This is a genomic window from Streptomyces sp. C36 (genome assembly GCF_040932295.1).
In the GTDB taxonomy this organism is placed as follows: domain Bacteria; phylum Actinomycetota; class Actinomycetes; order Streptomycetales; family Streptomycetaceae; genus Streptomyces; species Streptomyces triculaminicus.
In genome coordinates this window covers 238810-263193 of record NZ_JBFQGI010000007.1, presented here as the reverse complement: position 1 = coordinate 263193, position 24384 = coordinate 238810, and the positions used below count along the sequence as shown (strand labels likewise).

Here is a 24384-nt window from a genome sequence, read left to right as displayed (position 1 = left end):
CCTCCTTCTCTCAGTAGGACTTGGGGAGTCCCAGAGTCTGGTGCGAGACGTAGTTGAGAATCATCTCCCGGCTCACGGGAGCCACCCGCGCCACCCGTGCCGCCGTGATCAGCGAGGCCAGCCCGTACTCCGCGGTGAGGCCGTTCCCGCCGAGGGTGTGCACGGCCTGGTCGACGGCGCGCACGGCCGCCTCGGCGGCCGCGTACTTCGCCATGTTGGCGGCCTCGCCCGCCCCGGCGTCGTCCCCGGCGTCGTAGAGGTGCGCGGCCTTGTACATCATCAGCCGGGCCAGCTCGAGCTCGATGTGCGACCGCGCCAGGGGGTGGGCGACGGCCTGGTGGGCGCCGATCGGCGCGTCCCACACCTGCCGGGTCCGCGCGTAGTCCACGGCCCGGGCGACCGCGTACCGCCCCATGCCGATCGCGAACGCCGCGGTCATGATCCGCTCGGGGTTGAGCCCGGCGAAGAGCTGCAACAGCCCGGCGTCCTCATCACCGACCAACGCATCGGCCGGCAGACGCACATCATCCAACAAGAGCTCGAACTGCTTCTCCGGCGAGGCCAGTTCCATGTCGATCGGCCGCCGCTGGAACCCAGGAGTGTCACGACCGACGATGAACAGACAGGGCTTGAGCCGGCCCGTCCCGGCGTCCTCCGTCCGCCCCACGATCAGCGTCGCGTCGGCCGCGTCGACGCCGGAGATGAAGACCTTGCGGCCGTTGAGGATCCAGTCCGTCCCGTCCCGCCGGGCCGTCGTGGTCAGCCGGTGGGAGTTGGACCCGGCGTCGGGCTCGGTGATCCCGAAGGCCATCCTGAGCGTGCCGGAGGCGAGCCCGGGCAGCCAGGCGCGCTTCTGCTCGTCGGTGCCGAAGCGGGCGATCACCGTGCCGCAGATGGCGGGCGAGACGACCATCAGCAGCAGCGGACACCCCGCGGCCCCCAGCTCCTCCAGCACCAGGGCGAGCTCGGCGATCCCGCCGCCCCCGCCGCCGTACTCCTCGGGGAGGTTGACCCCGAGATAGCCGTGCTTGCCGGCCTCCTCCCACAGCTCGTCGGCGTGCCGGCCCTCGCGCACGGCGGTGGCGAAGTACTCACGGCCGTAGCGGCCGGCGAGGCGGGCCACGGCGGCGCGAAGGTCGCGGTGCTCGGCGGACTCGATCATGTTCATGAGGGCTCCTCGGACTCGGTGACCACGGCGAGCAGTTCCCCCACCTCGACCTGCCGCCCGGCCACCGCGTGCAGGGCGGTGAGCGTGCCGTCGGCGGGCGCGACGACGCGGTGCTCCATCTTCATCGCCTCCAGCCACAGCAGGGCCTGCCCGGCCGCCACGGCCTTCCCCACGGCGACGCCGTCCGCGACCCGCACGACGGTGCCGGGCATGGGGGCGAGCAGGGAGCCGGGTGCGACGTGCGAGACGGGAGCGGGGAAGCGGGGGAGGGGAATCAGGGCGTACGAACCGGCGTGCGGGGTGTCCACATGGACCTCCGAGCCGTAGTCGGCCACGTCGAAGGCGCGCCGGACGCCGCCGGTCTCCAGCACGACGCGGTCGGGGGCGGCCTCGAGCAGCCGCACACCGGGGAACCCTTCGGCGGTGAGCCCGTCCCGGCCGAGCCGGTAACGGACCTCGTGCTCCAGGCCGTCGGGCGAGGAGCGATAGCGCTTGACCTGAGGCTGAGAGGGAACGTTGCGCCACCCGCCGAAAGGCGACCGCCCCTGAGCATCGGCGACGGCGGCGGCAAGGGCGGCAAGGGCGACAACACCCCCTCCTCCGCCCACCAGTTCACCGAGATACCGCCGATAAAACCCGGTATCCATACGCCCCTGACGAAACTCCGGATGCCGCAACGACCGAACGAGCACGTCCCGATTGGTGACGGGCCCATGAACACGGCCACGGGACAAGGCACGGCCCAGCACCCGCACGGCCTCGTCCCGACTGCGCCCCCAGGCGACGACCTTGGCGACCAACGAGTCGTAGTGAACCGGAATCCGATCACCGTCCTCGTATCCGGAGTCGACACGCACCCACGGCGCGTCGGGGACGAACGGACGGGAGGCGTCGGGGTCGCAGGGGCGGGGGTCCGGGATGCTGCCGTGTATTTGCGGGCCCAATGAGGGGGTGCCCTGAGGATGCGGGGCAACGGGCCCGTAAATAGACGATCCCGGACCCCCGCCCCGGAGGCCCCGGCGCCGCACCCACGACGCACCGTCCCCCAAGTCCAGCCGGTGCACGAAACCGGCCCACGGCAACCACTCCCGCCCAGGATCCTCGGCGTACAACCGAGCCTCGACGGCATGCCCCACGGGCTCCGGCGGAGCCCCCAGCGCCATCCCCTCGGCAACCCGCACCTGCAGCGCGACGAGATCCACCCCGTACACCGCCTCGGTCACCGGATGCTCCACCTGCAGCCGGGTGTTCATCTCCAGGAAGTGCGTCCGGCCGTCCGCCGTCACCAGGAACTCGACCGTCCCGGCCCCCACGTACCCGATGGCCCGTGCGGCCGACGCGGCGGCGTCGCACAGGGCCCGCTCCACCGCGCCCGGCGGCCCCGGCAGGCCCGGCGCCGGGCACTCCTCGATGACCTTCTGGTGCCGGCGCTGCAGCGAGCAGTCCCGCGTGCCCAACGTCCACACCGTGCCGTGCGCGTCCGCGAGGACCTGGACCTCCACGTGCCGTCCGTCCTCGAGGTACGGCTCCACGAACACCTCGCCGTCACCGAAGGCGGCCGCCGCCTCGGAGCGGGCGGCGGCCAGCTCCCCGGGCAGGTCCGTGAGCGAGCGGACGACGCGCATGCCGCGCCCGCCGCCCCCCTCGGCAGCCTTGACCAGCACCGGAAGGTCCGCCTCCGTGACGGCCGCGGGGTCCAGCGGGGCGCCGCCCATCAGCCGCTTCGCCCGCGTCTTGGAGGCCATGGCCTCGATCGCCCCGGCCGGCGGCCCGATCCACACCAGCCCGGCGTCCGTCACGGCGCGGGCGAAGCCGGGGTTCTCGGACAGGAACCCGTACCCCGGATGCACGGCGTCGGCGCCCGCCGCCCGTGCGGCGGCGATCAGCAGATCGCCCCGCAGATACGTATCCGCGGGCGCGACCCCCGGCAGCCGCACCGCCGCGTCGGCCTCCCGGACGTGCCGGGCGCCGGCGTCGGCGTCCGAGTACACGGCGACGGTGGCGATGCCCAGCTCGCGGCACGTACGAAAGATCCGGCAAGCGATCTCGCCCCGATTGGCGACGAGCACAGAAGAAACCAAGAAACCCGACCCCACACCCGACCCCGACCCAGAACCCACCGACCGCACCCCCTCACGCCCGAAAGGCGCCTCGCACCCGAATGACGCCTCACATCCGAAAGACGCCGAACCCACCCCGAGCCCCCTCCACAGGCGCGCCGTGCACGACGGACAGGCACATGCCGAGCACCGTCCGCGTGTCGCGCGGGTCGATGACCCCGTCGTCGTAGAGCCGGCCGGACAGGAACATCGGCAGGGACTCCGCCTCGATCTGCTGTTCCACCATGGCCCGCAGCCCGGCGTCGGTCTCCTCGTCGTACGGCTGCCCCTTCGCGGCGGCCGCGGCCCGCGCGACGATGGACAGCACGCCGGCCAGCTGCTGCGGCCCCATCACGGCGGACTTGGCGCCGGGCCAGGCGAAGAGGAACCTCGGGTCGTACGCCCGCCCGCACATGCCGTAGTGCCCGGCGCCGTACGAGGCCCCGAGCAGCACGGACAGGTGCGGCACCCGGGAGTTGGAGACGGCGTTGATCATCATGGCGCCGTGCTTGATGATGCCGCCCTGCTCGTATTCGCGGCCGACCATGTAGCCGGTGGTGTTGTGGAGGAAGACCAGGGGGATGTCCCGCTGGTTCGCGAGCTGGATGAACTGCGCGGCCTTCTGCGACTCCTCGCTGAAGAGCACGCCGCGCGCGTTGGCGAGTACGCCCACGGGGTAGCCGTGCAGGCGTGCCCACCCGGTCGCGAGGCTCGCCCCGTACAGCGGCTTGAACTCGTCGAAGTCCGACCCGTCGACCACGCGCGCGATGACCTCGCGCGGATCGAAGGGCACCTTGAGGTCCCCCGGCACGATGCCGAGCAGCTCGTCCTGGTCGTACAGCGGCGGCTCGACGCGGCCGGAACGATTCCCGACGGTCCGCCAGTTGAGGCGGGAAACGACCCGCCGGGCCTGCCGCAGCGCATCCAGCTCATCGACGGCGAAGTAGTCGGCGAGACCGGACACGCGCGCGTGCATCTCGGCGCCGCCCAGGGACTCGTCGTCGCTCTCCTCGCCGGTGGCCATCTTCACCAGCGGCGGACCGCCCAGGAAGACCTTGGCGCGGTCCTTGACCATGATGACGTGGTCGGACATGCCGGGGACGTACGCGCCGCCGGCCGTGGAGTTGCCGAAGACGACCGCCACGGTGGGGATCCCGGCGGCGGACAGCCGGGTCAGGTCGCGGAAGAGGCCGCCGCCGGGGATGAAGATCTCCTTCTGGCTCGGCAGGTCGGCGCCGCCGGACTCGACGAGCGAGACGACGGGCAGCCGGTTGGCGTGGGCGATCTCGTTGGCCCGCAGGGCCTTCTTCAGCGTCCACGGGTTGCTGGCGCCGCCGCGTACGGTCGGATCGTTGGCGGTGATCAGGCACTCGACGCCCTCGATCACGCCGATGCCGGTCACGATGGACGCGCCGACGGCGTAGTCGCTGCCCCACGCGGCGAGCGGCGAGAGCTCGAGGAACGGCGTGTCGGGGTCGACGAGGAGCTCGACCCGTTCCCGGGCGAGCAGCTTGCCGCGTGCCCGGTGCCGGGCGGTGTACTTCTCGCCTCCGCCGGCGACGGCCTTGGCGTGCTCGGTCTCGAGGACGGCGAGCTTGTCGAGCATGGCGGAGCGGTGGGCGGCGTACTCGGGGCCGGTCACGTCGAGCGCGGACGCCAGCACGGTCACAGCAGCACCTCCGGTATCTCCAGGTGGCGGGCCCGCAGCCATTCGCCGACGGCCTTGGCCTGCGGGTCGAAGCGGGCCTGGGAGGCGACGCCTTCGCCGAGGAGGCCGTCGACCACGAAGTTCAGGGCGCGCAGGTTGGGCAGGACGTGCCGCTCGACGGCGAAGCCGGCTGTCTCCGGGAGCAGTTGCCGGAAGCGCTCCACGGTCAGCTCGTGGGCGAGCCACCGCCACGCGTCGTCGTCGCGCACCCAGACGCCCACGTTGGCGCTGCCGCCCTTGTCGCCGCTGCGGGCGCCCGCGACGAGCCCGAGCGGGGCACGCCGGGTGGGCCCGGCCGGCAGCGGCTCCGGCAGTGGCTCCGGCAGTGGCTCCGGAAGCGCGGCGTCGGGCACGCACGCGTGGCCGTAGGCCGGAGCCGCCTCCACGACGCTCCCGGACGCCGGAGCCGCCTCCACGACGCTCCCGGACGTCGGCGCCGCCTCCACGACGCTCCCGGACGCCGGAGGGATCACCACCCGCCGCCCGTCCGCCAGCACGGCCGCATGGGGGACGGCCCCGGCGTCCACGTAAGCGGCCTCGAAGACCCCGTACTGCGTGCCCTTGCCCGGTGGCGTGGCGACGTGGAACCCGGGATAGCTGGCCAGCGCCAGCTCCACGCAGGCGGCTTCGACGGCCCGCCCCACCTCCGGATCGCGGTCGCGCACGACGAGCCGCAGCAGCGCGCTCGCCTCCTCCTGTACGGGCGCGTCGGCCCGGTCCGTACGGGCGAGGGTCCAGCGGACCGCCGCCGGCCGGCGCTCGGCCAGCACGCCGTCGAGCTGGGCGCGGACGAGCCGGGCCTTGGCCTCGATGTCGAGGCCGGTCAGGACGAAGGCCACCTCGTGCCGCCAGCCCCCGGGACGGGTCAGCCCGACCTTGAGCGAGGCCGGCGGCGCCTCGCCGCGCACCCCGCTGACGCGCACGCGGTCGGGCCCGTCGGATGTGAGTCGTACGGTGTCGAGCCGGGCGGTCACGTCCGGGCCGAGGTAGCGGGCGCCGGCCGTCTCGTACAGCAGCTGCGCGGTGACGGTGGAGACGTCGACGACGCCGCCCGTGCCGGGGTGCTTGGTGATGACGGCCGAGCCGTCGGCGTGGATCTCGGCGAGGGGGAAGCCGGGGTGGCGGACGTCGTGTTCGCCGAAGAAGGCGTAGTTGCCGCCCGTCGCCTGGGTGCCGCACTCCAGGATGTGCCCGGCGACGACGGCGCCGGCCAGCGCGTCGAGGTCGCCGGGGCCCCAGCCGAAGTGCGCGGCCGCCGGGCCGGTGACGAGGGCGGCGTCGGTGACCCGGCCGGTGACCACGACGTCCGCGCCGGCCCGCAGGCACGCGGCGATGCCGCCCCCGCCGAGGTAGGCGTTGGCGGTGAGGACGTCGGTGCCCCACCGCTGGTCGTCGAGGAGGTCGTCGCCGGTGACGTACGCGACGCGGGCGGGGACGCCGAGGCGGTCGGCGAGTTCGCCGATGCGCCCGGCGAGGCCGGCGGGGTTGAGCCCGCCGGCGTTGGTGACGAGGGTGACGCCGCGCTCGACGGCGAGGCCGAGGGTCTTCTCCAGCTGGGCGAGGAAGGTGCGCGCGTAGCCCCGGTAGGGGTTCTTCAGACGGTCGCGGCCGAGGATCAGCATGGTCAGCTCGGCGAGGTAGTCGCCGGTGAGGACGTCCAGCGGGCCGTCGGTGAGCATCTCGTGCAGGGCGTCGAAGCGGTCGCCGTAGAAGCCGGAGGCGTTGCCGATTCGGAGGACAGGCGCAGGCATGGCACGGGAGGCTGGCAGCGCCGGGGAAAACAAGCAAGCGTGCTTGCATGCTTTTCGGCCGGACCACGGGGACCGCCCGTCACGCCCCCCTTTGTCACCCCTCAGCCCCCCGGACGACCACCCGAAGAACCACCCGAAGAGCCGTCCGAAGCCGCCCCCGAGGCCTCCGCGAGAACCTCCGCCAGATGCCGGGCCCGGACGCCCGCGAGCTGCTGGATCTGCGTGCGGCAGGAGAATCCGTCGGCCAGGACGAGCGCCCCGTCCGGGGCCTGCCGCAGGGACGGCAGCAGCGTCTCCTCGGCGCAGGCCGCGGACACGTCGAAGTGGCCGCGCTCGTAGCCGAAGTTGCCGGCCAGCCCGCAGCATCCGCCGCTGAGCCCGCCGGTCAGTCCGGCGCGCCGGCGAAGCCGCCGTTCGGCCTCGTCGCCCAGGACGGCGTGCTGGTGGCAGTGGGTCTGCCCGACGACGGGCAGGCCGATGTGCGGGGGCCGCCAGTGCGGGGCGAACTCCTCCAGGGCCTGGGCGAGGGTGCGTACGGAGGCGGCGAGCCGGCGGGCGCGAGGATCGTCCGAAAGCAGCTCCGGCAGGTCCGTGCGCAGCGTGGCCGTGCAGCTCGGTTCGAGGCCGACGACGGGGCGGCCGGCGGCCAGGGCGGGGGCGAGGGTGTCGAGGGTGCGGCGCATCACGGCCCGGGCGCGGCCGAGCTGGCCGGTGGAGACCCAGGTGAGCCCGCAGCACACGGGCCGGCCGGGCGGCACGCCGACGCGCAAGCCGGCGTCCTCGAGCACGGCCACGGCGGCGCGTCCGGCCTCGGGGGAGAGGTAGGTGGTGAACGTGTCGGGCCACAGGACGACCTCGTCTCCGCCGCCCGGCGTCCTGGGTCGCCGCTGCCACCACCACGTGAACGGCTCGCGCGCGAGCTCCACGAGCGCACGCTCCGGCGCGATCCCTCCGGCGCGCTTCGCGAGCGCCGCCAACGGCCCGACTCCCGCCAGGGCGTTGAGCGCCGGCGCCGCGCGCAGGGCCGCCGCGCCGCGCAGCCACACCGGCAGCCAGCCCATCGTGTAGTGCGCGGCGGGGCGAACGCGCCGCGCGTAGTGGTGGTGCAGGAACTCGGCCTTGTACGTGGCCATGTCCACGCCCACCGGGCAGTCGTGGCGGCACCCCTTGCAGGCCAGGCACAGGTCCAGCGCGTCGCGCACCTCCGGCGCCCGCCAGCCGCCGGTCACCACCTCGCCCGCCAGCATCTCGTGCAGCAGCCGGGCCCGCCCCCGGGTGGAGTGCCGCTCCTCGCGCGTGACCCGGTACGAGGGGCACATCACGCCCGTACCGGCGGCGCTCGTGTCGCGGCACTTGGCGACGCCCACGCAGCGCCGGACGGCCGTCGCGAAGTCGCCGCCGTCCTCCGGGTAGCCGAACTCCACGTCCACCGCCCCCGGCCGCTCGGGCAGGACGTCGAAGCGGAGGTTCTCGTCGAGGCGGTAGGGGCGGACGAGCATGCCGGGGTTGAGGCCGCCCGCCGGATCCCAGAGGTCCTTGAAGCGTTCGAAGAGTCGTACGACGTCCGTCCCGTACATGCGCGGCAACAGCTCGGCCCGGGCCTGGCCGTCGCCGTGCTCGCCGGACAGCGAGCCGCCGTGCGCGACCACCAGAGAGGCCATGTCGGAGGAGAAGTCGCGATAGCGCCGCACTCCGTCCACGCTCATCAGGTCGACGTCGATCCGCACGTGCACGCAGCCCTCGCCGAAGTGGCCGAACGGCGCGCCGCGCAGCCCGTAGCGCCCCAACAGCGCCCGGAAGTCCCGCAGATACGCGCCGAGCCGGTCCGGCGGAACCGCGCAGTCCTCCCATCCCGGCCAGGCCTCGCCGCCGCCGGGCAGCCGGGTGGCGGCGCCGGCCGCGTCGTCCCGTACGCGCCACAGGGCCCGCTGTTCCGCGTCGCCGGTGACGACGGCGTGCCCGGCGGCGCCGTCGGCGACCGCCGCCCGGCAGATCTCCGCCGCCCGCGCCGCCGCCTCGGCCGGCGTCGCCCCGCCGATCTCGGCGAACAGCCAGGCCGCGCCCCTGGGCAGCGCTGCGGCGACGTCGCCCACCAGGTCGGCGGCCATGCCCTCGACGGTGAGGGGCCCGTACGGCAGGAGCCGGGGCGCCGCGTCCGCCGCCGCGCTCTCGTCCGGGTAGCCGAGCACTGCCAGCGCGCGGGCGCCCGGGCTCCCGACGAGGCGGACCGTGGCCTCGGTCAGCACCCCGAGCGTGCCCTCGCTGCCCGTGAAGGCCCGGGCCACGTCCCAGCCCCGCTCGGGCGGCAGCGCGTCCAGCGCGTAGCCGGAGATCCGGCGCGGCAGGTCCGGGAAGCCGGTGCGCAGCAGCGCCAACTCCTCGCGTACGAGCGCCCGTACGCCGTCGGCCAGCCGCCGGGGGAGTCCGGCGAGCGCTTCCGGCCCCCGGCCGAGCCGGGCGTGCTCGCCGCCGTACGTCAGCACGTGCAGGGCGGCCACGTTGTCGGCCGTCGTGCCCCAGGCCACGGAGTGCGCGCCGCAGGCGTTGTTGCCGATCATCCCGCCGAGCGTGCACCGCCCGTGCGTGGACGGGTCGGGCCCGAACGTCAGCCCGTACGCGCCCGCCGCCGCCCGCAGCGTGTCGAGGACGACGCCCGGCTGGACCACGGCCGTGCGCTCCCCGGGATCGAGGCGGACGATCGCGTTCATGTGCCGGGTGAAGTCCAGCACCACCCCTTCGCCCGTCGCCTGCCCGGCGACCGACGTGCCGCCGCCGCGCGGGACGACGGGCACGCCGTGCTCGCGGCACACGGCGAGCGCGGCCGCCACGTCGTCGGCGTCACGCGGCGCGACCACGCCGAGCGGCACGCGGCGGTAGTTCGACGCGTCCATGGTCGTCAGCGCGCGGGCGGTGGTCGTGAAGTCCACGCCGCCGCCCACGGCCGCCCGCAACGCCCGCTCCAGCGCGGCGCTCCCGCCGTCCCCGCCACTCCCGCCGCGTGTGCCCATGGGCGTCATCCTGCAGGCCGCCGGCCCTCGCCGGGGCAGGGCCCGGCGAGCATGAGCCACATCTCATCCGATGGAACGGCACCCCCGCGCGGCTCCCTTTCGCACTAGGCTGCGGCCGTGGCTGATATCCAGATCCCCGCTGACATCAAGCCCGCCGACGGTCGTTTCGGCGCGGGCCCGTCCAAGGTGCGGACCGAGGCGCTCAGCGCCCTGGCTGCCACCGGAACGTCTCTGCTCGGTACGTCCCACCGCCAGGCCCCGGTCAAGGAACTGGTCGGCAGGGTACGCGCGGGCATCGGCGAGCTCTTCTCCCTGCCCGAGGGCTACGAGGTGATCCTCGGCAACGGCGGCTCGACCGCGTTCTGGGACATCGCCACGCACGGCCTCATCGAGTCGAAGTCGCAGCACCTGGCCTTCGGCGAGTTCTCCTCGAAGTTCGCCACGGCCGCCCGGCTGGCCCCGTGGCTGGAGGACCCGACCGTCATCTCCTCCGAGCCCGGCACCCACCCCGAGCCGAAGGCGGAGGCGGGCGTCGACGCCTACGCCCTCACCCACAACGAGACCTCCACCGGCGTGGCGGCCCCCGTCCGGCGCGTCGAGGGCGCGGACACCGGATCGCTGGTGCTGGTGGACGCCACCTCCGGCGCGGGCGGACTGCCGGTCGACATCACCGAGACCGATGTCTACTACTTCGCGCCGCAGAAGTCCTTCGCCGCCGACGGCGGCCTGTGGCTCGCGGTGTTCTCCCCGGCCGCCCTGGAGCGCGCCGCCCGCGTCCACGCCTCCGGGCGCCACATCCCCGAGTTCTTCTCGCTGCCGACCGCGATCGACAACTCGCTGAAGAACCAGACGTACAACACCCCGGCCCTGTCCACCCTCTTCCTGCTCAACGAGCAGCTCGAATGGCTCAACGGCCAGGGCGGCCTGGACTGGGCGGTCCGCCGCACGGCGACCTCCGCCCGCACCCTCTACGGCTGGGCCGAGGCCTCCAAGCACGCGACCCCGTTCGTCACGGACCCGGCGCGCCGCTCGGCCGTCATCGGCACCATCGACTTCTCCGAGGACGTGGACGCCGCCGCGATCGCCAAGGTGCTGCGCGCCAACGGCATCGTCGACACCGAGCCCTACCGCAAGCTGGGCCGCAACCAGCTGCGTGTGGCGATGTTCCCGGCGATCGACCCGGCGGACGTCGAGGCCCTGACGGCCTGCGTGGACTACGTCATCGAGCGCCTCTAGCCACTGCTTACTGCTTACTGCTTAGGGCCGTGAGCGGGGGCGCGGCCGTCCGCGCCCCCGCTCACGTACGCCGCCGCAGCAGCCGGCGCAGTGCGACGACCAGTACGGTCACGACCGCCAACGTGCCCGCCCCTATGGCGATGTTGCGGTTGCTCTCGTCGCCGCCCGGGCCCGAGGCCTTGCCGTCGGACGGGTCGCCTCCCTTGCCGGAGTCGTCGTCGCCCGAGCGCTCGGGCACGCTGTCGGGCAGCAGCTCGCCCTTGAGCTCGACGGGGGTGACGCGGCTGGTGGCGCCCTCCGTGCCGTACATCAGGGTCCGGCCGTCGGGCGTGAACGTGACGGACTCGCCCTGCCGCTGCAGCGGGACGGTGGGCCGGCCGGCCTCCTCCTGCAGACGGCCGTCCTTCCAGCGGTACGCACGGGCCTCGAAGTAGCCGCGGACCACCAGCCGTGTGCCGTCCGGGGAGAACGCGCCGTCCGTGGCCCAGACGTTGACGTCGGCCACCCGCCGGAAGGTGTTCACCCCGGACTCCGACAGCCGCTCCGGCCCCTCGTAGAGGGCGCCCTTGCCCGAACGCTTCTTGCTGGCGATGTAGACGCGGCCCGTCTTCGGATGCACCATCAGCGACTCGGCGTCGCGCGGCCCCTCGTCGTAGCGGACGGTGAAGCGGACGGGTGTCACGGTCGCGTCGCGCAGCGTCTTCGGCTCCGGGAAGCGGTAGATCCACACCTCGGGCCAGGTGCCGCCGAGGTTGTCGCCGATGTCGCCGAGGTAGATGTTCCCGTCGGGCCCGATCGAGATGGCCTCCACGTCCCGGGGATCGATGCCGGCCAGCGTCACCGTCGCGACCGTGCGCCCCGTGCGGCTGTCCACGGCGAAGACGTTCGCGCCGTCGCCGCTGTCGTTGTGGGTCCAGTACACGCCCGGGTGCGCGCGGCTCGCGGCGAGGCCGCTGGACTCCTTGATCCTCGGGTCCTGGATGGTGAAGGCGGAGGGGACATCGCCGTCCGCCGCCGGTACGGCCCTCGCGGGCGGGGCGGCGGACAGCGCGACCAGCGCGGCGATCCCCAGGGCTGGGAGGAATGGACGCATGGACCAAGCCTGCCATCCGCCCGTGGCGGAGCGGCGGCAGCCGCCCCTCCGCCACGCATCGGTCATAGGGTCGTTCGATCCTTCCGGGGGCGCCGTACGGCGCGGGAGGGGGCGTCAGCGCGCGATGTCGCCGTAGCCCTCCACCTCGCGCGGGTCGCGCGGGCCGGGACCCACGTAGCGTGCCGAGGGGCGGACGAGGCGGCCGGTGCGCTTCTGCTCCAGGATGTGGGCGCTCCAGCCCGCCGTACGGGCGCAGGTGAACATCGACGTGAACATGTGCGCGGGGACCTCGGCGAAGTCCAGGACGATGGCCGCCCAGAACTCGACGTTGGTGGCCAGCACCCGGTCCGGGCGGCGGTTGTGCAGCTCCTCCAGGGCGGCCTTCTCCAGGGCCTCGGCGACCTCGAAGCGCGGCGCGGCCAGCTCCTTGGCCGTACGGCGCAGGACGCGGGCGCGCGGGTCCTCGGCGCGGTAGACGCGGTGGCCGAAGCCCATGAGGCGTTCGCCGCGGTCGAGGGCGCCCTTGACGTAGGCGACGGCGTCGCCGGTGCGCTCGATCTCCTCGATCATGCCCAGGACGCGGGAGGGCGCGCCGCCGTGCAGCGGGCCGGACATGGCGCCGACCGCTCCGGACAGGGCGGCGGCCACGTCGGCGCCGGTCGAGGCGATGACGCGGGCGGTGAAGGTGGAGGCGTTCATGCCGTGCTCGGCGGCCGAGGTCCAGTAGGCGTCGACGGCCTTGACGTGCTTGGGGTCGGGCTCGCCGCGCCAGCGCTTCATGAAGCGCTCGACGACGGTCCCCGCCTTGTCGATCTCCTTCTGCGGCACCATCGGCAGGCCCTGGCCGCGGGCCGACTGGGCGACGTACGACAGGGCCATCACGGCGGCCCGGGCGAGGTTGTCGCGCGCGGTGGCCTCGTCGATGTCGAGGAGGGGTTTGAGCCCCCACACCGGCGCGAGCATCGCGAGCGCGGACTGGACGTCGACGCGGATGTCACCCGAGTGGACGGGGATGGGGAAGGGTTCGGCCGGCGGCAGGCCGGGGTTGAAGGATCCGTCGACCAGCAGGCCCCAGACGTTCCCGAAGGACACGTCGCCCACCAGGTCCTCGATGTCGACGCCTCGGTAGCGGAGCGAGCCGCCTTCCTTGTCGGGTTCGGCGATCTCCGTTTCGAACGCGACGACTCCTTCGAGTCCGGGTACGAAGTCGGACATCAGGCGGCTCCTCATGATGTGTTCGACACGTGACTGCCGACCGGGGCCGTCTGCGCGGCTCGCGGTCCGTCCCGGTCAAAAGCGGTCATGCCCCGTGCGGTGGTGGTTCACCCGGTGGTTCACCCGGCCTCCGCAGAAAGCCGTCGCGGAAAGCCGTCGCCGTGCCGGGGCCGGAAACGATAGCCCCTTGGTCAACCGGCCCACAGCTGTACACCTCGGTGATGTCCGGCACACCGCGCGTTCGGCGGGGCTCTTGACGGGGACGCGACTTCTCCCGCCCCCGCCCGCTCCTGCAAGATGTGGCCCGTGTCCCACACCGACGAGCACACCACCGACGAGTACGCACACGAGCACGACCTCGCCGCCATGCGCCGCCACTACGAGTTCGAGGGCATCGCCGAGGACGAACTGGCGCCCGGCCCGCACCGGCAGTTCGCGCGCTGGTTCGCCGAGGCCGCCGCGGGAGAGCTGCACGAGCCCAACGCCATGGTCGTCTCCACGGCGGACGCGGCCGGCCGGCCCAGTTCCCGGACCGTGCTGCTGAAGGGCTACGACGAGCGCGGCTTCGTGTTCTACACCAACTACGGCTCGCGCAAGGCCCGGGAGATCGCGGCCAATCCGCACGTCTCCCTGCTCTTCCCCTGGTATCCGCTGGCCCGTCAGGTGGTGGTGACGGGCACGGCCGATCGGGTGGATCCCCTGGAGACGGCCGTGTACTTCCGCTCCCGGCCCTACGGCTCGCAGATCGGCGCCTGGGCGAGCGAGCAGTCCGCGGTGGCGGCCTCGCGTGCCGACCTCGACGCGGCGTACGCGCGGATGGCGGCCCGCTTCCCGGAGGGCGAGCCGGTGCCGGTGCCGCCGCACTGGGGCGGCTTCCGGGTCACGGCGCGGACCGTGGAGTTCTGGCAGGGGCGGGCGAACCGGCTGCACGACCGGCTGCGGTACGTCCGCACCGGCGATGTGGGCGAGGGCGACAGCGGGTGGCGCGTGGAGCGCCTGTGCCCGTGAAGGGCTGGGAATCAGCCCGTCCGGCGTCTGAGGACCGGGGTCCGGGGCGGAGCCCCGATCGCACTCGGCGGCAGACGCAGACGATCCGTGGGCCGCTACCACCGCACTCGCACAGCGCGAGCGTGGCGGTGCCGAGCGGACGACTCGGCGGCCCACGGATCGGGTGACTGCCTGGGATTGGCCGGCGGAGCCGGCGCTGCGTAGATACGCGACGACGGGCGCTAGCCCGCAGTCACCTCACGCGTCCGGAAAGAAATCATGTCCCGAACCACCTCCCTTCTCGTGTACGGGACAGCCTAGGAAGGGCCTCCGGCGGCGACAAGCGAATTTCCGGGGCGTGATTTCGGCGCATGGATTTCACCGAACGCGGTGTGGTCCGCGCCCGTCTCGAGTTGAATGCCGCTCGTGCAGGACATGCAGGGCACGCTCCACCCGCAGACGCGTTCAGCAGGGGGTACCCCGTGACCGCTCCACACCAGTCCGGCCCCGCCCGCCACGACCCGACGGCGGACGGCGACGACCACGACCTCCTCGCGGCTCTCCTGGACGGCATGGACGCCGCCCTGTGCGCCTTCGACGCGGACGGCACGGTGACCCACTGGAATCGCGAGGCCGAACGGATACTCGGCTGGACCGCGCGGGAGGCCGTCGGCCGGCGGGGCCTGGCGGGCTGGGCGGCGCGCGAGGCGGACGCCGAGGAGGTCACCGGGCGACTGCTGGGCGCGATGAACGCCCCGGGGCGGCAGGTGGACGAGTTCGCGCTGCTGACCAAGGACGGCGGGCGGGTGCTGGTGCGCATCCAGTCCTCCGCCGTGCCGGGCGCGGACGGCACCCCGGCCGGGGTGTACTGCGCGTTCAGCGAGGTGCACACGCAGATCGACCTCGAGCGGTCGGTCGCGCTGAGCGAGGCGCTGTTCGGCGAGGCCTCCTCGTGGGGCGTGGTGCTGGTCGACGCGGACCTGCGCCCGGCCCTGGCCAACGCGCACGCCGCCCGGTTGCTGCGGACGAGCCGCACGGCGCTGCTGGGCCGGCCGCTGGGCGAGCTCCTCGACCAGGGTGTGGAGGAACTCGAGGGCGCGTTGCAGCACGTCCTGGCGGCCGGAGCGCCGCCCGCGCCCACCGAGCTGTGGGTGACCGTGCGCTCAGCCGACGCGGTGGCGGGGGCCCCGGCGGCCGAGCGCCGCTGCTGGCGCAGCGGCTTCCTGCGGCTGGCGACGCCGCTGGTGGAGGAGCCCGTGCCGCTGGGGGTGGCCTGGCTGTTCCTGGACGTGACGAAGACGCGGCTGGCCGAGCAGGAGAGCGCGCGGCTGCGGTTCCGGGGCAGCCAGCTGCACCGGGCGGGCCGGGCCGTGGCCGAGTGCGAGGACCCGATGGAGGCCGCGGCGCTCTACCTGGACTTCGCCCTCGCGGGCTTCGCCGACCACGCCCTGATCGACCTGCTGCCGGATCCGGAGGCCGATCCGGAGGGGCCGGTGCGGCTGGTCCGTGCCGCGACGACGCCCGCCGGGGCGCCGGGGCAGGGCCCCGTCGCGGCCGGCGGCGGCCTGCCCGTGCCGTACCGGGAAGGCCATCCGGCGCTGCAGGCGGTCGAGCGATGCGGTTCGGTACGGGCGGCCGCGGACCGCGGCGCCGGGTGGGCGGCGGCCCGCAGATGGCCCGACGGCACGCGGCACGCCCTGGCCACGGCGCTGCGCAGCCGGGGGCGGACGGTGGGTGTGGTGACGTTCCTGCGCGGCGGGTCGCGCAGGGCGTTCGACCGGGCGGACGCGGTGTACGCCGAGGACATCGCCTCGCGCGTCGCCGCGGCGATCGATCTGGCGGTGGCGGTGACGGGCCCGGCCTGATGCGTGCGCCCGGCGCCGGCACCTGACGCGCACGCCAGGTACGCCAGGTGCGCCCGGTACGCCTAGTGCCGGAAGAAGATGCGGTCCCCGTACTCGCTGAGCACGCGCCCGTTCCATTCGTGGCCGCCGTCGACGTTCCCGGACCGCAGCATCGGCGGGTCGATGCCGCGCGCGGCCAGTTCGCCCGCGGCGGATGCCACGACGGCCTGGACCACCGCCGCGCCGACGACCGTGGAGGCCGGCCCGAAGGGTGCTGCGATGCCGTCGGCGGACAGCTCCGCGTCGCCCGTGCCGATCTTCGTGTCGACGACGATGTCGCAGTGGTCCTTGAGGAACGTTCCGGACGCGTGCCGCGACCGGGTCTCCTCGGCGTACGCCAGGGACGTGATGCCGATGACCTTCAGGCCGAGGGCGCGGGCGTTCATGGCCATCTCGACGGGCAGGGAGTTGCGCCCGGACAGCGAGACGACGATCAGGGCGTCGCCGGGCCGGGCGGGGCTGGTGTCCAGGACGGCCCCGGCGAGTCCGTCCACCCGCTCCAGCGCGCTGCCGAGCGTGGCGGGCATGACGTCGACGCCGACGACGCCCGGCACGGCCAGCAGGTTCATCAGGGCGAGCCCGCCCGCGCGGTAGACGACGTCCTGCGCGGGGAGAGAGGAGTGCCCGGCGCCGAAGACGAAGAGCCTGCCGCCGTGGGCCACGGTGTCGGCGAGTACGCTCCCGGCGGCGGCCATGGCGCCGGCCTCCTCGTCGCGGACCCGTCCCAGCAGGGCGATCGCGGCGTCGAAGAACTGCCCGGCAAGCTTGTTCTCGCTCATCGCTGCGGGGCTCCTTGGCTCGGTTCGGCTCGACGTCACGTTGCGGTCTCGACGTGGGCCCTGTCAATACGACGGGGGCGGGCGGTGGCGTACGCGGCCCCGTTGACGGCGGCATGCGTCAGAATTGGGTTCAGGGCCAGCGCACGACTTATCGAGGGGCACGGCATGTCCGGACTGATCGACACCACGGAGATGTATCTCCGCACCATCCTTGAGCTGGAAGAGGAAGGTGTGGTCCCCATGCGCGCCCGCATCGCCGAGCGGCTCGACCAGAGCGGCCCGACGGTGAGCCAGACGGTGGCCCGCATGGAGCGCGACGGCCTGGTCTCCGTCGCCGGCGACCGGCACCTGGAGCTGACCGAGGAGGGCCGCCGGCTGGCCACGCGCGTGATGCGCAAGCACCGCCTCGCGGAGTGCCTGCTGGTCGACGTGATCGGCCTGGAGTGGGAGCAGGTGCACGCCGAGGCCTGCCGCTGGGAGCACGTGATGAGCGAGGCCGTGGAGCGGCGGGTGCTGGAGCTGCTGCGCCACCCCACCGAGTCGCCGTACGGCAACCCCATCCCGGGCCTGGAGGAGCTGGGCGAGAAGTCCGAGTCGGACCCCTTCCTCAACGACGGCATGGTCAGCCTGATGGACCTCGAGCCGGGCTCCGAGGGCAAGACCGTGGTCGTCCGCCGCATCGGCGAGCCCATCCAGACGGACCCCCAGCTGATGTACACCCTGCGCCGCGCGGGCGTTCAGCCCGGAGCCGTGGTCAGTGTGACCGAGTCGCCCGGTGGAGTGATGGTGGGCAGCAGTGGCGAGGCCGCCGAGCTGGCCTCCGACATCGCCTCCCATGTGTTCGTAGCCAAGCGCTGACCGGCCTCGACGGCCGGGAACGGGCTGCCGCGCGGGGTACGTACGCCCGGTTACGTCAACCTGCCGAGCCGCGGCGGAATCGGCGCGCTCGGGCCGAAGGCGTGCCACGCTGGCGCTGAGTGCCGACGCGCATATGCGCGCCGACGGCCGTGGGGAGGGGATCGGATGAGGCCGACGCACCGCGCGGGCCGCGCCACCGGCCACGGGCACGGGAGCCGCGCCACCGCCTACGGGCACGGGAGCCGCGCCACCGCCTACGGGCACGGGAACGGAAAAGGGCCCCGGCGCCCTCACAGGCAGCCGGGGCCCCACCTCCCCGTTGTCCCCCGTGGCGACCCGGAGCCCCGAGCTCCCAGGGTGCGCCTCGCGGACCTTCTTCCCCGAGCGGTCCGCGCCCGAGTCGATTTCTCCCCTGACCGCAGACGGTCAATCCTGCCGCCCGGTCACTCGAACGAGGGGTGTTACGCGCGACAACGGTTCATTCGAATGGAAGTTCCATAGGGTTGGGCTGCTCGGGGGAGACGAGGGGGTGCCAGGGCTCATGGTGCGGCGCATCGAAGTGACCGGAAGCGGCGGAGTGCGGCTTGCCGCCTGGGAGTTCGCCGAACCGCCGAAGGCGGACCATGCGGCGGACCGTTGTGCGGTACGCCGCGCGGTCCGCCGCGCCGGGCGGGACGGCGGCGGGCGGTGCTCCGGCGAGGGCGGCGTCCTGCTCCTGCACGGCCTGCTGGGCCGTGCCGCGCACTGGGCGGACACCGCCCGCTGGCTCTCCGGGCGCTATCGCACGGTCGCCCTCGACCAGCGCGGCCACGGCCGCAGCGACAAGCCGGTCAGCGGCCCGTACGCCCGCGAGGCATATGTCGCCGACGCCGAGGCGGCCGTCGAGCAGCTCGGCCTCGCCCCCGTCACCCTCATCGGCCACGCCATGGGCGCCCTCACGGCCTGGCAGCTGGCCGCCCGCCGCCCCGACCTCGTGCGGGCCCTGGTCATCACCGACATGCGGGCCTCCGCCCTGGGCGCGGCCACGCAGCGCGAGTGGAGCGAGTGGCTGGGCTCCTGGCCGGTGCCGTTCGCCACGCTCGCCGACGTCCGCAAGTGGTTCGGCGAGGACGACCCGACCCTGGAGCGCCCCGTGCCCGCCCGCGGCGACTTCTACGCCGAGGTGATGGCCGAGCGCGCCGACGGCTGGCGGCCGCTGTTCTTCCGTCGCCAGATGCTCCAGGCCCGCGAGGGCTACGCCCACGACGCGCACTGGGAGGAGCTGGCGATGGTGGAGTGTCCCACCCTGGTGGTGCGCGGGCTGGACGGCGCGCTGGGCCGGGCCGAGGCCCAGGAGATGGTCCGGGTCCTGCCGCGCGGCCGCTATGCCGAGGTGCCCGACGCCGGCCACCTGATCCACTACGACCGGCCCGACGGCTGGCGCCGGGTCACCGAGCCCTTTCTGGAGGCGGCCGTGCCGGCCTGAGGCCGGATGCGTCCGAAAGCCGGATGCGTCCGACCTGAAGCCGGATGCGTCCGGATGGGGCCGGAGCTGTCCCGATTTAATTCAACGACCGTTGACATCACCCCGGCGGCGGGTGTGCACTGGGCATAGGCGCCCTACGCCACCCGTCGCGTACGAGGCCGCGCCGAAGCCACCCATCGGGAGCCGTCATGTCACTGCGCACCGAACCCACCGCCGACGTCCTGGTCGTCGGGGCCGGCCCCACCGGACTCCTGCTGGCCGGCGATCTCGCCGCCGCCGGGGTGCGCGTCGTCGTGCTGGAACGGCGCGCGGAGGAGTCCAACCTGACCCGCGCCTTCGCCGTGCACGCCCGCACCCTCGAGGTGCTCGACGCCCGCGCGCTCGCCGAGCCGCTCATCGCCACCGGCACCTTCCTGCAGGCCCTGCGCCTCTTCGGCCGCGCGGGCATCGACCTCGGCACGCTCGACACCCGCTTCGCGGGCCTCCTCATCACCCCGCAGTACGAGCTCGAGCGGCTCCTGGAGGAGCGGGCGCTGGCCCGCGGCGCCGAGATCCGGCGCGGCGCCCGGGTGACCGGGCTGCGCCAGGACGCGGAGGGCGTCGACGTGGACGTCCAGCCGGTGGAGGAGGGCGCCGCCCCCGTGACGCTGCGCGGCCGCTACGTCGTCGGCGCGGACGGCGTGCACAGCGCCGTTCGTTCGGCCATCGGCATGCCGTTCCCCGGCAAGGCCGTGCTGCGCTCCGTGATGCTCGCCGACGTGCGCCTGGACGTCGCGCCCGGCCAGGTGCCCGCGTTCAACGGCGTCGCCGACGGCTTCGCCTTCATCGCCCCCTTCGGCGACGGCTGGTACCGGGTCATCGCCTGGGAGCGGGGCAGCGACCTGTCCTCCGACGTGCCCGTGGACTTCGACAACCTCAAGGCCGTCACCCGGGCCGCCTTCGGGACGGACTTCGGCATGCGCGACCCCCGCTGGACCTCGCGCTTCCACAGCGACGAGCGCCAGGTGCCCCGCTACCGCGACGGCCGGGTCTTCCTCGCCGGCGACGCCGCCCACGTCCACTCGCCCGCCGGCGGACTGGGCATGAACGCCAGCATCCAGGACGCCGCCAACCTCGGCTGGAAGCTGGCCGCCGCCCTGGACGGACGCGGCGACGACGCCCTCCTCGACAGCTACCACGCCGAGCGCCACCCCGTCGGCACCCAGGTGCTGCGCGCCAGCGGGGCGCTCGTACGCACCGTGCTGGCCTCCTCGCCCACCACCCGCCGGCTGCGCAACACGGTGGCGGCGGCCGCCTTCCTGGTGCCCCCGGCCACCCACCGGATCGCGCGCTTCGTCTCCGGCATCGGCATCCACTACCCCGCCCCGCCCGGCTCCCACCCCCTCACCGGCCGCCGCGCCCCCGACCTGCCGCTGGCCGAGACCGACGGCGGCCCGACCCGGCTGTACGAGGCACTGCGCGCCGGAACGCACGTCCGGGTCCTGCCGCGTGGCGCCGAGCCGCGGAAGGAGGCCGGCGTCGTCACGGTCACCCGCGCCGACGCCGGCTCCACGACCCTGCTCGTCCGCCCCGACGGCTATGTGGAGCACGCCTCGGACGGGTGAGACGCCGCGCCGTCCGGGGCCGCGACCGGCCGCCGGACGGCACGTCCGCCGCTGTCCCTTGCCGGCCGCTATCCCTTGCTGACCGCCGCCAGGATCTCCGGCAGCCGATCGACCACGCGGGGCGCGGCGAGCCGCAGTCCCAGCCACGCCGTCAGCAGGCCGTAGCCCGCGCCCAGCGGCAGCACGATCCACAGCAGGGAGTGCGCTCCGGCCATGTGCAGCCAGATGGTCAGGGCCGCCAGCGGGGCGCAGAGCACCGCGCCCACCAGGGCGCCCAGCATGCCGAACCAGGCGAGGGCGCCCTGGCCCGGCGCGACGTTCTTGAAGCCGCTGTCCTGCGGGATCGAGTACGGCGCCAGCACCGAGGCCATCGCGCCCGTGGCGAAGAGCGCGCCCAGCAGGGCCAGGGACAGGCCCAGGACCTCCGCCCAGTCCCACCACTTGCCGGTGAACGCGGCCGTGCCGGTGACCACCAGCGTCACATAGGGCACGGCGATCAGGGAGAACGCCAGCGCCCTGGCGCGCAGTTCGACGTAGGCGTCGCGCGCCGAGCCGAGCGTCTGCAGCACCATCCAGAACGCCGGGCCGTCCTGTCCGAACTGGTTGTACATCTGCAGGCCGAGCATCGTCGGTGCGAACATGGAGAACCAGACGCTCTCCGCGCCCTGCGCCGCGTTGACGATCGGCACCAGCGCGCCCACCGCGAGCCCGGAGACCCATGACGCCTTGGTCTTCGGGTCACGCCATATGTAGCGCAGCGAGCGGTGCATGGCGGCGCCCGTGCGCCCGGCGGGCAGCAGGCCGGCCAGGCCCGGGCCGGAGGCGCGCGCCTTGTCCGGCTTGGCCGAGGCCGCCCCGATGGTGGAGCCGTCGGGGGACGTCATCACCTTGGTGAGGCTGCGCTGCCACCACCACAGCAGGGCGGCGAGCGCGGCGGCCGTCAGGGCCAGTCCGGCGGCGGCCCGGCCGTACGACCCCTCGCTCGCGGCGCGCACGGCGTCCAGTGCGGAGCCGGGCGGTATCCACCGCAGGACGTCGGCGACCGGCTCCAGCCGGGCCATGCCGAGGCCGTTGAGCTGCTGCATGCCGAGGTTGACGAGCTGTCCGCCCACGCCGATGATCAGGCCGCTCAGCAGGGCGAGGTCACGGCCCTTGCGGCTGGTCAGCAGGCGGACGTTGGCGGTGGCGACGGCCCGCGCCAGGGACAGGCAGACCAGCAGGGCCAGCGGCGCGGCCAGCACGCCGACGGCGAAGGCCGCGGCGCCGTGCGCACTGGCGACGACCGCGCCGGTCAGCACCGCGAGCGTGAAGCCGGGGCCTATGCCGACCAGGGACGCGGCGAGCAGTCCCGTCATCATCGGGGTGGGCCGCAGCGGCAGCATCACGAGCCGGGTGGGGTCCATGGTCTCGTCGCCGCCGGGGAAGAACAGCGGCATCACCGCCCAGCCGAACGCCAGCAGTGCCGCCATGCAGACGGCCAGGGCGCCGATGTGGGCGTGCCCGCGCAGCACGATCAGGCCGAGCACCTGCAGCGCGGCGTAGAGCGAGACCAGGACGACGGAGGTGATCCACACGGCCTTGCGGCCGGCGGACTGGCGCAGGCCGTTGCGCAGCAGCGACAGCTTGAGCCGGACGAAGACGGCCGTGGTGGAGGGTACGGCCGCGGCGGAGGGGGCCGCCGGGGCGGACGGGGCGGAGGGTGCGGCTGCGGTGGTCATCGGGCGCCGCCGCCCAGCCAGTCGAGGCTGTCGCCGGCGGCCGCCCCGCGCACGCCGACCAGTTCGAGGAAGGCGTCCTGCAGGGTGGCGGCGTCGCCCCGGACGTCCGCGAGCGGGCCGTGGGCGCGGATCCGGCCTCCGGCCATCACCGCGACCCAGGAGCACAGGGACTCGACCAGCTCCATCACATGGCTGGAGAAGACGACCGTGGCGCCCGAGGCGGTGTAGCGCTCGAGCACCCCGCGGATCGTCTGGGCGGAGACCGGGTCGACGCCCTCGAACGGCTCGTCGAGGAAGAGGACTTCGGGGTTGTGCAGCAGCGCGGCGGCCAGGCCGATCTTCTTGCGCATGCCGGTGGAGTAGTCGATGACGAGCTTGTGCTGGGAGCCGGCGAGGTCGAGGACGTCCAGCAGCTGCGTGGCGCGCTTGTCGACCTCCTCGCCCGGCAGCCCGCGCAGCCGGCCGGTGTACGCCAGGAGTTCGCGCCCCGACAGCCGCTCGAACATTCGCAGCCCCTCGGGCAGCACGCCGATGCGGGCCTTGACGGCGGCGGGGTCCTGCCAGACGTCGTGGCCGCCGATCAGGACCCGGCCCGTGTCGGGGCGCAGCAGGCCGGTGATCATGGACAGGGTGGTCGTCTTGCCCGCGCCGTTGGGGCCGACGAGGCCGATGAACCGGCCCGCCGGAATCTCCAGATCGACCCCGGCGACGGCCACCTGCTCACCGAACCGCTTCCACAGCCCCTCGACGCGGACCGCGGTCCTCGCGCCCTGCCCCACTGCTTCCATCGCGCACTTCCTTCGTCCCCGTGATGTGGTGCTCCGGGGACGCCGAACAGCACTCCGCCCCCCGAATCCACCATAGGGGCGACGCGAGGGGCGGACCGATGACGTTTGTCAGCAGTTCTCAGCGGCCGCGGGCCAGCGCCGCCTCGCGGCCGCAGGCGTAGGCGAGGGCGCTGACGAGCTCCTCCGCGTCCGGCAGCCAGCGGTTGGCGGCGGTGGGCTGACGCGCCCACTGCACGGGGCCGCGGCTGCCGATGCGGGTGGGGGGAGCGACCACGTAGTCGCCCTCGCCGCGGGCGACCAGGTCGAGGGTGGAGGGCGCCCAGCCGAGCTTGCGGATGTGGTCGGCGACCTTCAGGGCGCCGCCGGGCAGCACGAAGAACAGCATCCGGCGGAACGGCGTGCACGTGATCGGCCCGAGCTGGATCTCCATGCGCTCCATGCGGGCCAGCGCCAGGAAACCGGCCGACTCCGAGACGTCCAGGGCGTCGAAGGTGCGACCGGTGGGCAGCAGGATCGAGGCGCGGGGCTGTTTCGTCCACATGCGCCGCGCGGTGGACGCGCTGCCCGTGGCCTGCGTGGCCCAGTCGGGCCGGGCGGGATGGGCGCCGGGCGCGGGGCAGGCGGGCTCGCCGCACGAGCAGTGCTCGCGCCCGTCCCTGGCCTCCAGCCAGGTGCCGGGGAAAACGTCCCAGTGCCGGTCCTCCGCGTATCTCGCCGCCGCGTCCAGCACGCGCTCACCGCGCTGTTGGGGGATATGCGGGGCCGCTACTCCGATGGTCTCTTCCACGCCCAGCTCAACTGCCGCCGTCACCGGGGGTTACGGCTCTGGCACAGGCTCCTCGCACCTGCCGGCCACAGCACATGGGGCGCACGGATGCATGTGCGGGGGCGCAGGCGAAAGTTCGCCGCCGCGAAGGGGTAGCCACCTGGGCGGCGTGTTACTGACCCAGGTCATTGCCGCTATTGATGCCAATACCGGTAAGTCCTGCATTCTCCGCATATC

At 73.9% G+C, this 24384-nt stretch carries 17 protein-coding genes; 6 read left to right on the top strand and 11 right to left on the bottom strand.

The features are described from left to right. Window positions 1-10: 10 nt before the first annotated feature. The 5 genes from AB4K12_RS22490 to AB4K12_RS22470 all read right to left on the bottom strand — a co-directional run bounded on the left by AB4K12_RS22490 (window position 11) and on the right by AB4K12_RS22470 (window position 9734). Entirely contained in the window at window positions 11-1168 is a 1158-nt protein-coding gene (locus tag AB4K12_RS22490) for an acyl-CoA dehydrogenase family protein (RefSeq protein ID WP_368435912.1), read from the bottom strand. Further along, complete coding sequence (locus AB4K12_RS22485; RefSeq protein WP_368435911.1) at window positions 1165-3249, bottom strand: biotin carboxylase N-terminal domain-containing protein; 2085 nt, start codon at window positions 3247-3249, stop codon at window positions 1165-1167. The genes AB4K12_RS22490 and AB4K12_RS22485 overlap by 4 nt, the downstream gene beginning before the upstream one ends. Before the next feature lie 88 nt (window positions 3250-3337). Further along, a complete protein-coding gene (locus tag AB4K12_RS22480) occupies window positions 3338-4936 on the bottom strand; it encodes an acyl-CoA carboxylase subunit beta (protein ID WP_368435910.1) in 1599 nt (532 codons plus the stop codon). Then, window positions 4933-6726, bottom strand: a complete 1794-nt coding sequence (locus AB4K12_RS22475; protein WP_368435909.1) for an acyclic terpene utilization AtuA family protein — start codon at window positions 6724-6726, stop codon at window positions 4933-4935. The genes AB4K12_RS22480 and AB4K12_RS22475 overlap by 4 nt, the downstream gene beginning before the upstream one ends. Before the next feature lie 101 nt (window positions 6727-6827). Next, a complete protein-coding gene (locus AB4K12_RS22470; protein WP_368435908.1) occupies window positions 6828-9734 on the bottom strand; it encodes an FAD-binding and (Fe-S)-binding domain-containing protein in 2907 nt (968 codons plus the stop codon). A 117-nt stretch (window positions 9735-9851) separates the two neighbouring features. Between AB4K12_RS22470 and serC the strand changes: the two genes are divergently transcribed. After that, the gene (gene serC / locus AB4K12_RS22465) at window positions 9852-10970 is read left to right on the top strand and encodes a phosphoserine transaminase (protein WP_368435907.1); all 1119 of its coding nucleotides are present in this window, start codon (window positions 9852-9854) and stop codon (window positions 10968-10970) included. A gap of 61 nt (window positions 10971-11031) precedes the next feature. Here serC and AB4K12_RS22460 read toward each other — a convergent pair whose 3' ends face one another. Beyond that, complete coding sequence (locus AB4K12_RS22460; RefSeq protein ID WP_368435906.1) at window positions 11032-12063, bottom strand: hypothetical protein; 1032 nt, start codon at window positions 12061-12063, stop codon at window positions 11032-11034. Between the two features lie 114 nt (window positions 12064-12177). Next, window positions 12178-13278, bottom strand: a complete 1101-nt coding sequence (locus AB4K12_RS22455; protein WP_086568654.1) for a citrate synthase 2 — start codon at window positions 13276-13278, stop codon at window positions 12178-12180. Between the two features lie 366 nt (window positions 13279-13644). Between AB4K12_RS22455 and pdxH the strand changes: the two genes are divergently transcribed. Together pdxH and AB4K12_RS22445 are read left to right on the top strand one after the other, a co-directional pair. Then, window positions 13645-14286 (top strand): pyridoxamine 5'-phosphate oxidase, encoded by a 642-nt coding sequence (gene pdxH / locus AB4K12_RS22450; protein WP_368436084.1) that lies wholly within the window; start codon window positions 13645-13647, stop codon window positions 14284-14286. Between the two features lie 350 nt (window positions 14287-14636). Further along, a complete protein-coding gene (locus tag AB4K12_RS22445) occupies window positions 14637-16130 on the top strand; it encodes a PAS domain-containing protein (protein WP_368435905.1) in 1494 nt (497 codons plus the stop codon). A 62-nt stretch (window positions 16131-16192) separates the two neighbouring features. On the opposite strand, the gene AB4K12_RS22440 is transcribed toward AB4K12_RS22445, so the two are convergent. Beyond that, window positions 16193-16948, bottom strand: coding sequence for an SIS domain-containing protein (locus tag AB4K12_RS22440; RefSeq protein WP_368435904.1), 756 nt, complete (start codon window positions 16946-16948; stop codon window positions 16193-16195). 165 nt (window positions 16949-17113) lie between these two features. Between AB4K12_RS22440 and AB4K12_RS22435 the strand changes: the two genes are divergently transcribed. From AB4K12_RS22435 to AB4K12_RS22425, 3 genes are all read left to right on the top strand, one after another. After that, a complete protein-coding gene (locus AB4K12_RS22435) occupies window positions 17114-17806 on the top strand; it encodes a metal-dependent transcriptional regulator (RefSeq protein ID WP_086568647.1) in 693 nt (230 codons plus the stop codon). Between the two features lie 541 nt (window positions 17807-18347). Beyond that, window positions 18348-19271: an alpha/beta fold hydrolase gene (locus tag AB4K12_RS22430; RefSeq protein ID WP_368435903.1), complete on the top strand. Its 924-nt coding sequence runs from the start codon at window positions 18348-18350 to the stop codon at window positions 19269-19271. A 188-nt stretch (window positions 19272-19459) separates the two neighbouring features. Next, complete coding sequence (locus AB4K12_RS22425) at window positions 19460-20875, top strand: FAD-dependent monooxygenase (protein ID WP_368435902.1); 1416 nt, start codon at window positions 19460-19462, stop codon at window positions 20873-20875. A gap of 68 nt (window positions 20876-20943) precedes the next feature. Here AB4K12_RS22425 and AB4K12_RS22420 read toward each other — a convergent pair whose 3' ends face one another. The 3 genes from AB4K12_RS22420 to AB4K12_RS22410 form a co-directional block, all read right to left on the bottom strand. Further along, on the bottom strand, window positions 20944-22593 hold the full coding sequence (locus AB4K12_RS22420) for a transporter (RefSeq protein ID WP_368435901.1): 1650 nt from the start codon (window positions 22591-22593) through the stop codon (window positions 20944-20946). After that, entirely contained in the window at window positions 22590-23381 is a 792-nt protein-coding gene (locus AB4K12_RS22415; RefSeq protein WP_368435900.1) for an ABC transporter ATP-binding protein, read from the bottom strand. The genes AB4K12_RS22420 and AB4K12_RS22415 overlap by 4 nt, the downstream gene beginning before the upstream one ends. A gap of 118 nt (window positions 23382-23499) precedes the next feature. Next, a complete protein-coding gene (locus AB4K12_RS22410) occupies window positions 23500-24174 on the bottom strand; it encodes a bifunctional DNA primase/polymerase (RefSeq protein WP_086572970.1) in 675 nt (224 codons plus the stop codon). Window positions 24175-24384: the final 210 nt, after the last annotated feature.

Excerpts from the sequence above, each read along its gene's own strand:
- AB4K12_RS22490 (WP_368435912.1), bottom strand. The coding sequence starts at position 1,168 with ATGAACATGATCGAGTCCGCCGAGCACCGCGACCTTCGCGCCGCCGTG.
- AB4K12_RS22475 (WP_368435909.1), bottom strand. The coding sequence starts at position 6,726 with ATGCCTGCGCCTGTCCTCCGAATCGGCAACGCCTCCGGCTTCTACGGC.
- AB4K12_RS22470 (WP_368435908.1), bottom strand. The coding sequence starts at position 9,734 with ATGGGCACACGCGGCGGGAGTGGCGGGGACGGCGGGAGCGCCGCGCTG.
- AB4K12_RS22460 (WP_368435906.1), bottom strand. The coding sequence starts at position 12,063 with ATGCGTCCATTCCTCCCAGCCCTGGGGATCGCCGCGCTGGTCGCGCTG.
- AB4K12_RS22455 (WP_086568654.1), bottom strand. The coding sequence starts at position 13,278 with ATGTCCGACTTCGTACCCGGACTCGAAGGAGTCGTCGCGTTCGAAACG.
- pdxH (WP_368436084.1), top strand. The coding sequence starts at position 13,645 with ATGCGCCGCCACTACGAGTTCGAGGGCATCGCCGAGGACGAACTGGCG.
- AB4K12_RS22445 (WP_368435905.1), top strand. The coding sequence starts at position 14,637 with ATGGATTTCACCGAACGCGGTGTGGTCCGCGCCCGTCTCGAGTTGAAT.
- AB4K12_RS22440 (WP_368435904.1), bottom strand. The coding sequence starts at position 16,948 with ATGAGCGAGAACAAGCTTGCCGGGCAGTTCTTCGACGCCGCGATCGCC.
- AB4K12_RS22435 (WP_086568647.1), top strand. The coding sequence starts at position 17,114 with ATGTCCGGACTGATCGACACCACGGAGATGTATCTCCGCACCATCCTT.
- AB4K12_RS22430 (WP_368435903.1), top strand. The coding sequence starts at position 18,348 with ATGGTGCGGCGCATCGAAGTGACCGGAAGCGGCGGAGTGCGGCTTGCC.
- AB4K12_RS22425 (WP_368435902.1), top strand. The coding sequence starts at position 19,460 with ATGTCACTGCGCACCGAACCCACCGCCGACGTCCTGGTCGTCGGGGCC.
- AB4K12_RS22420 (WP_368435901.1), bottom strand. The coding sequence starts at position 22,593 with ATGACCACCGCAGCCGCACCCTCCGCCCCGTCCGCCCCGGCGGCCCCC.
- AB4K12_RS22415 (WP_368435900.1), bottom strand. The coding sequence starts at position 23,381 with ATGGAAGCAGTGGGGCAGGGCGCGAGGACCGCGGTCCGCGTCGAGGGG.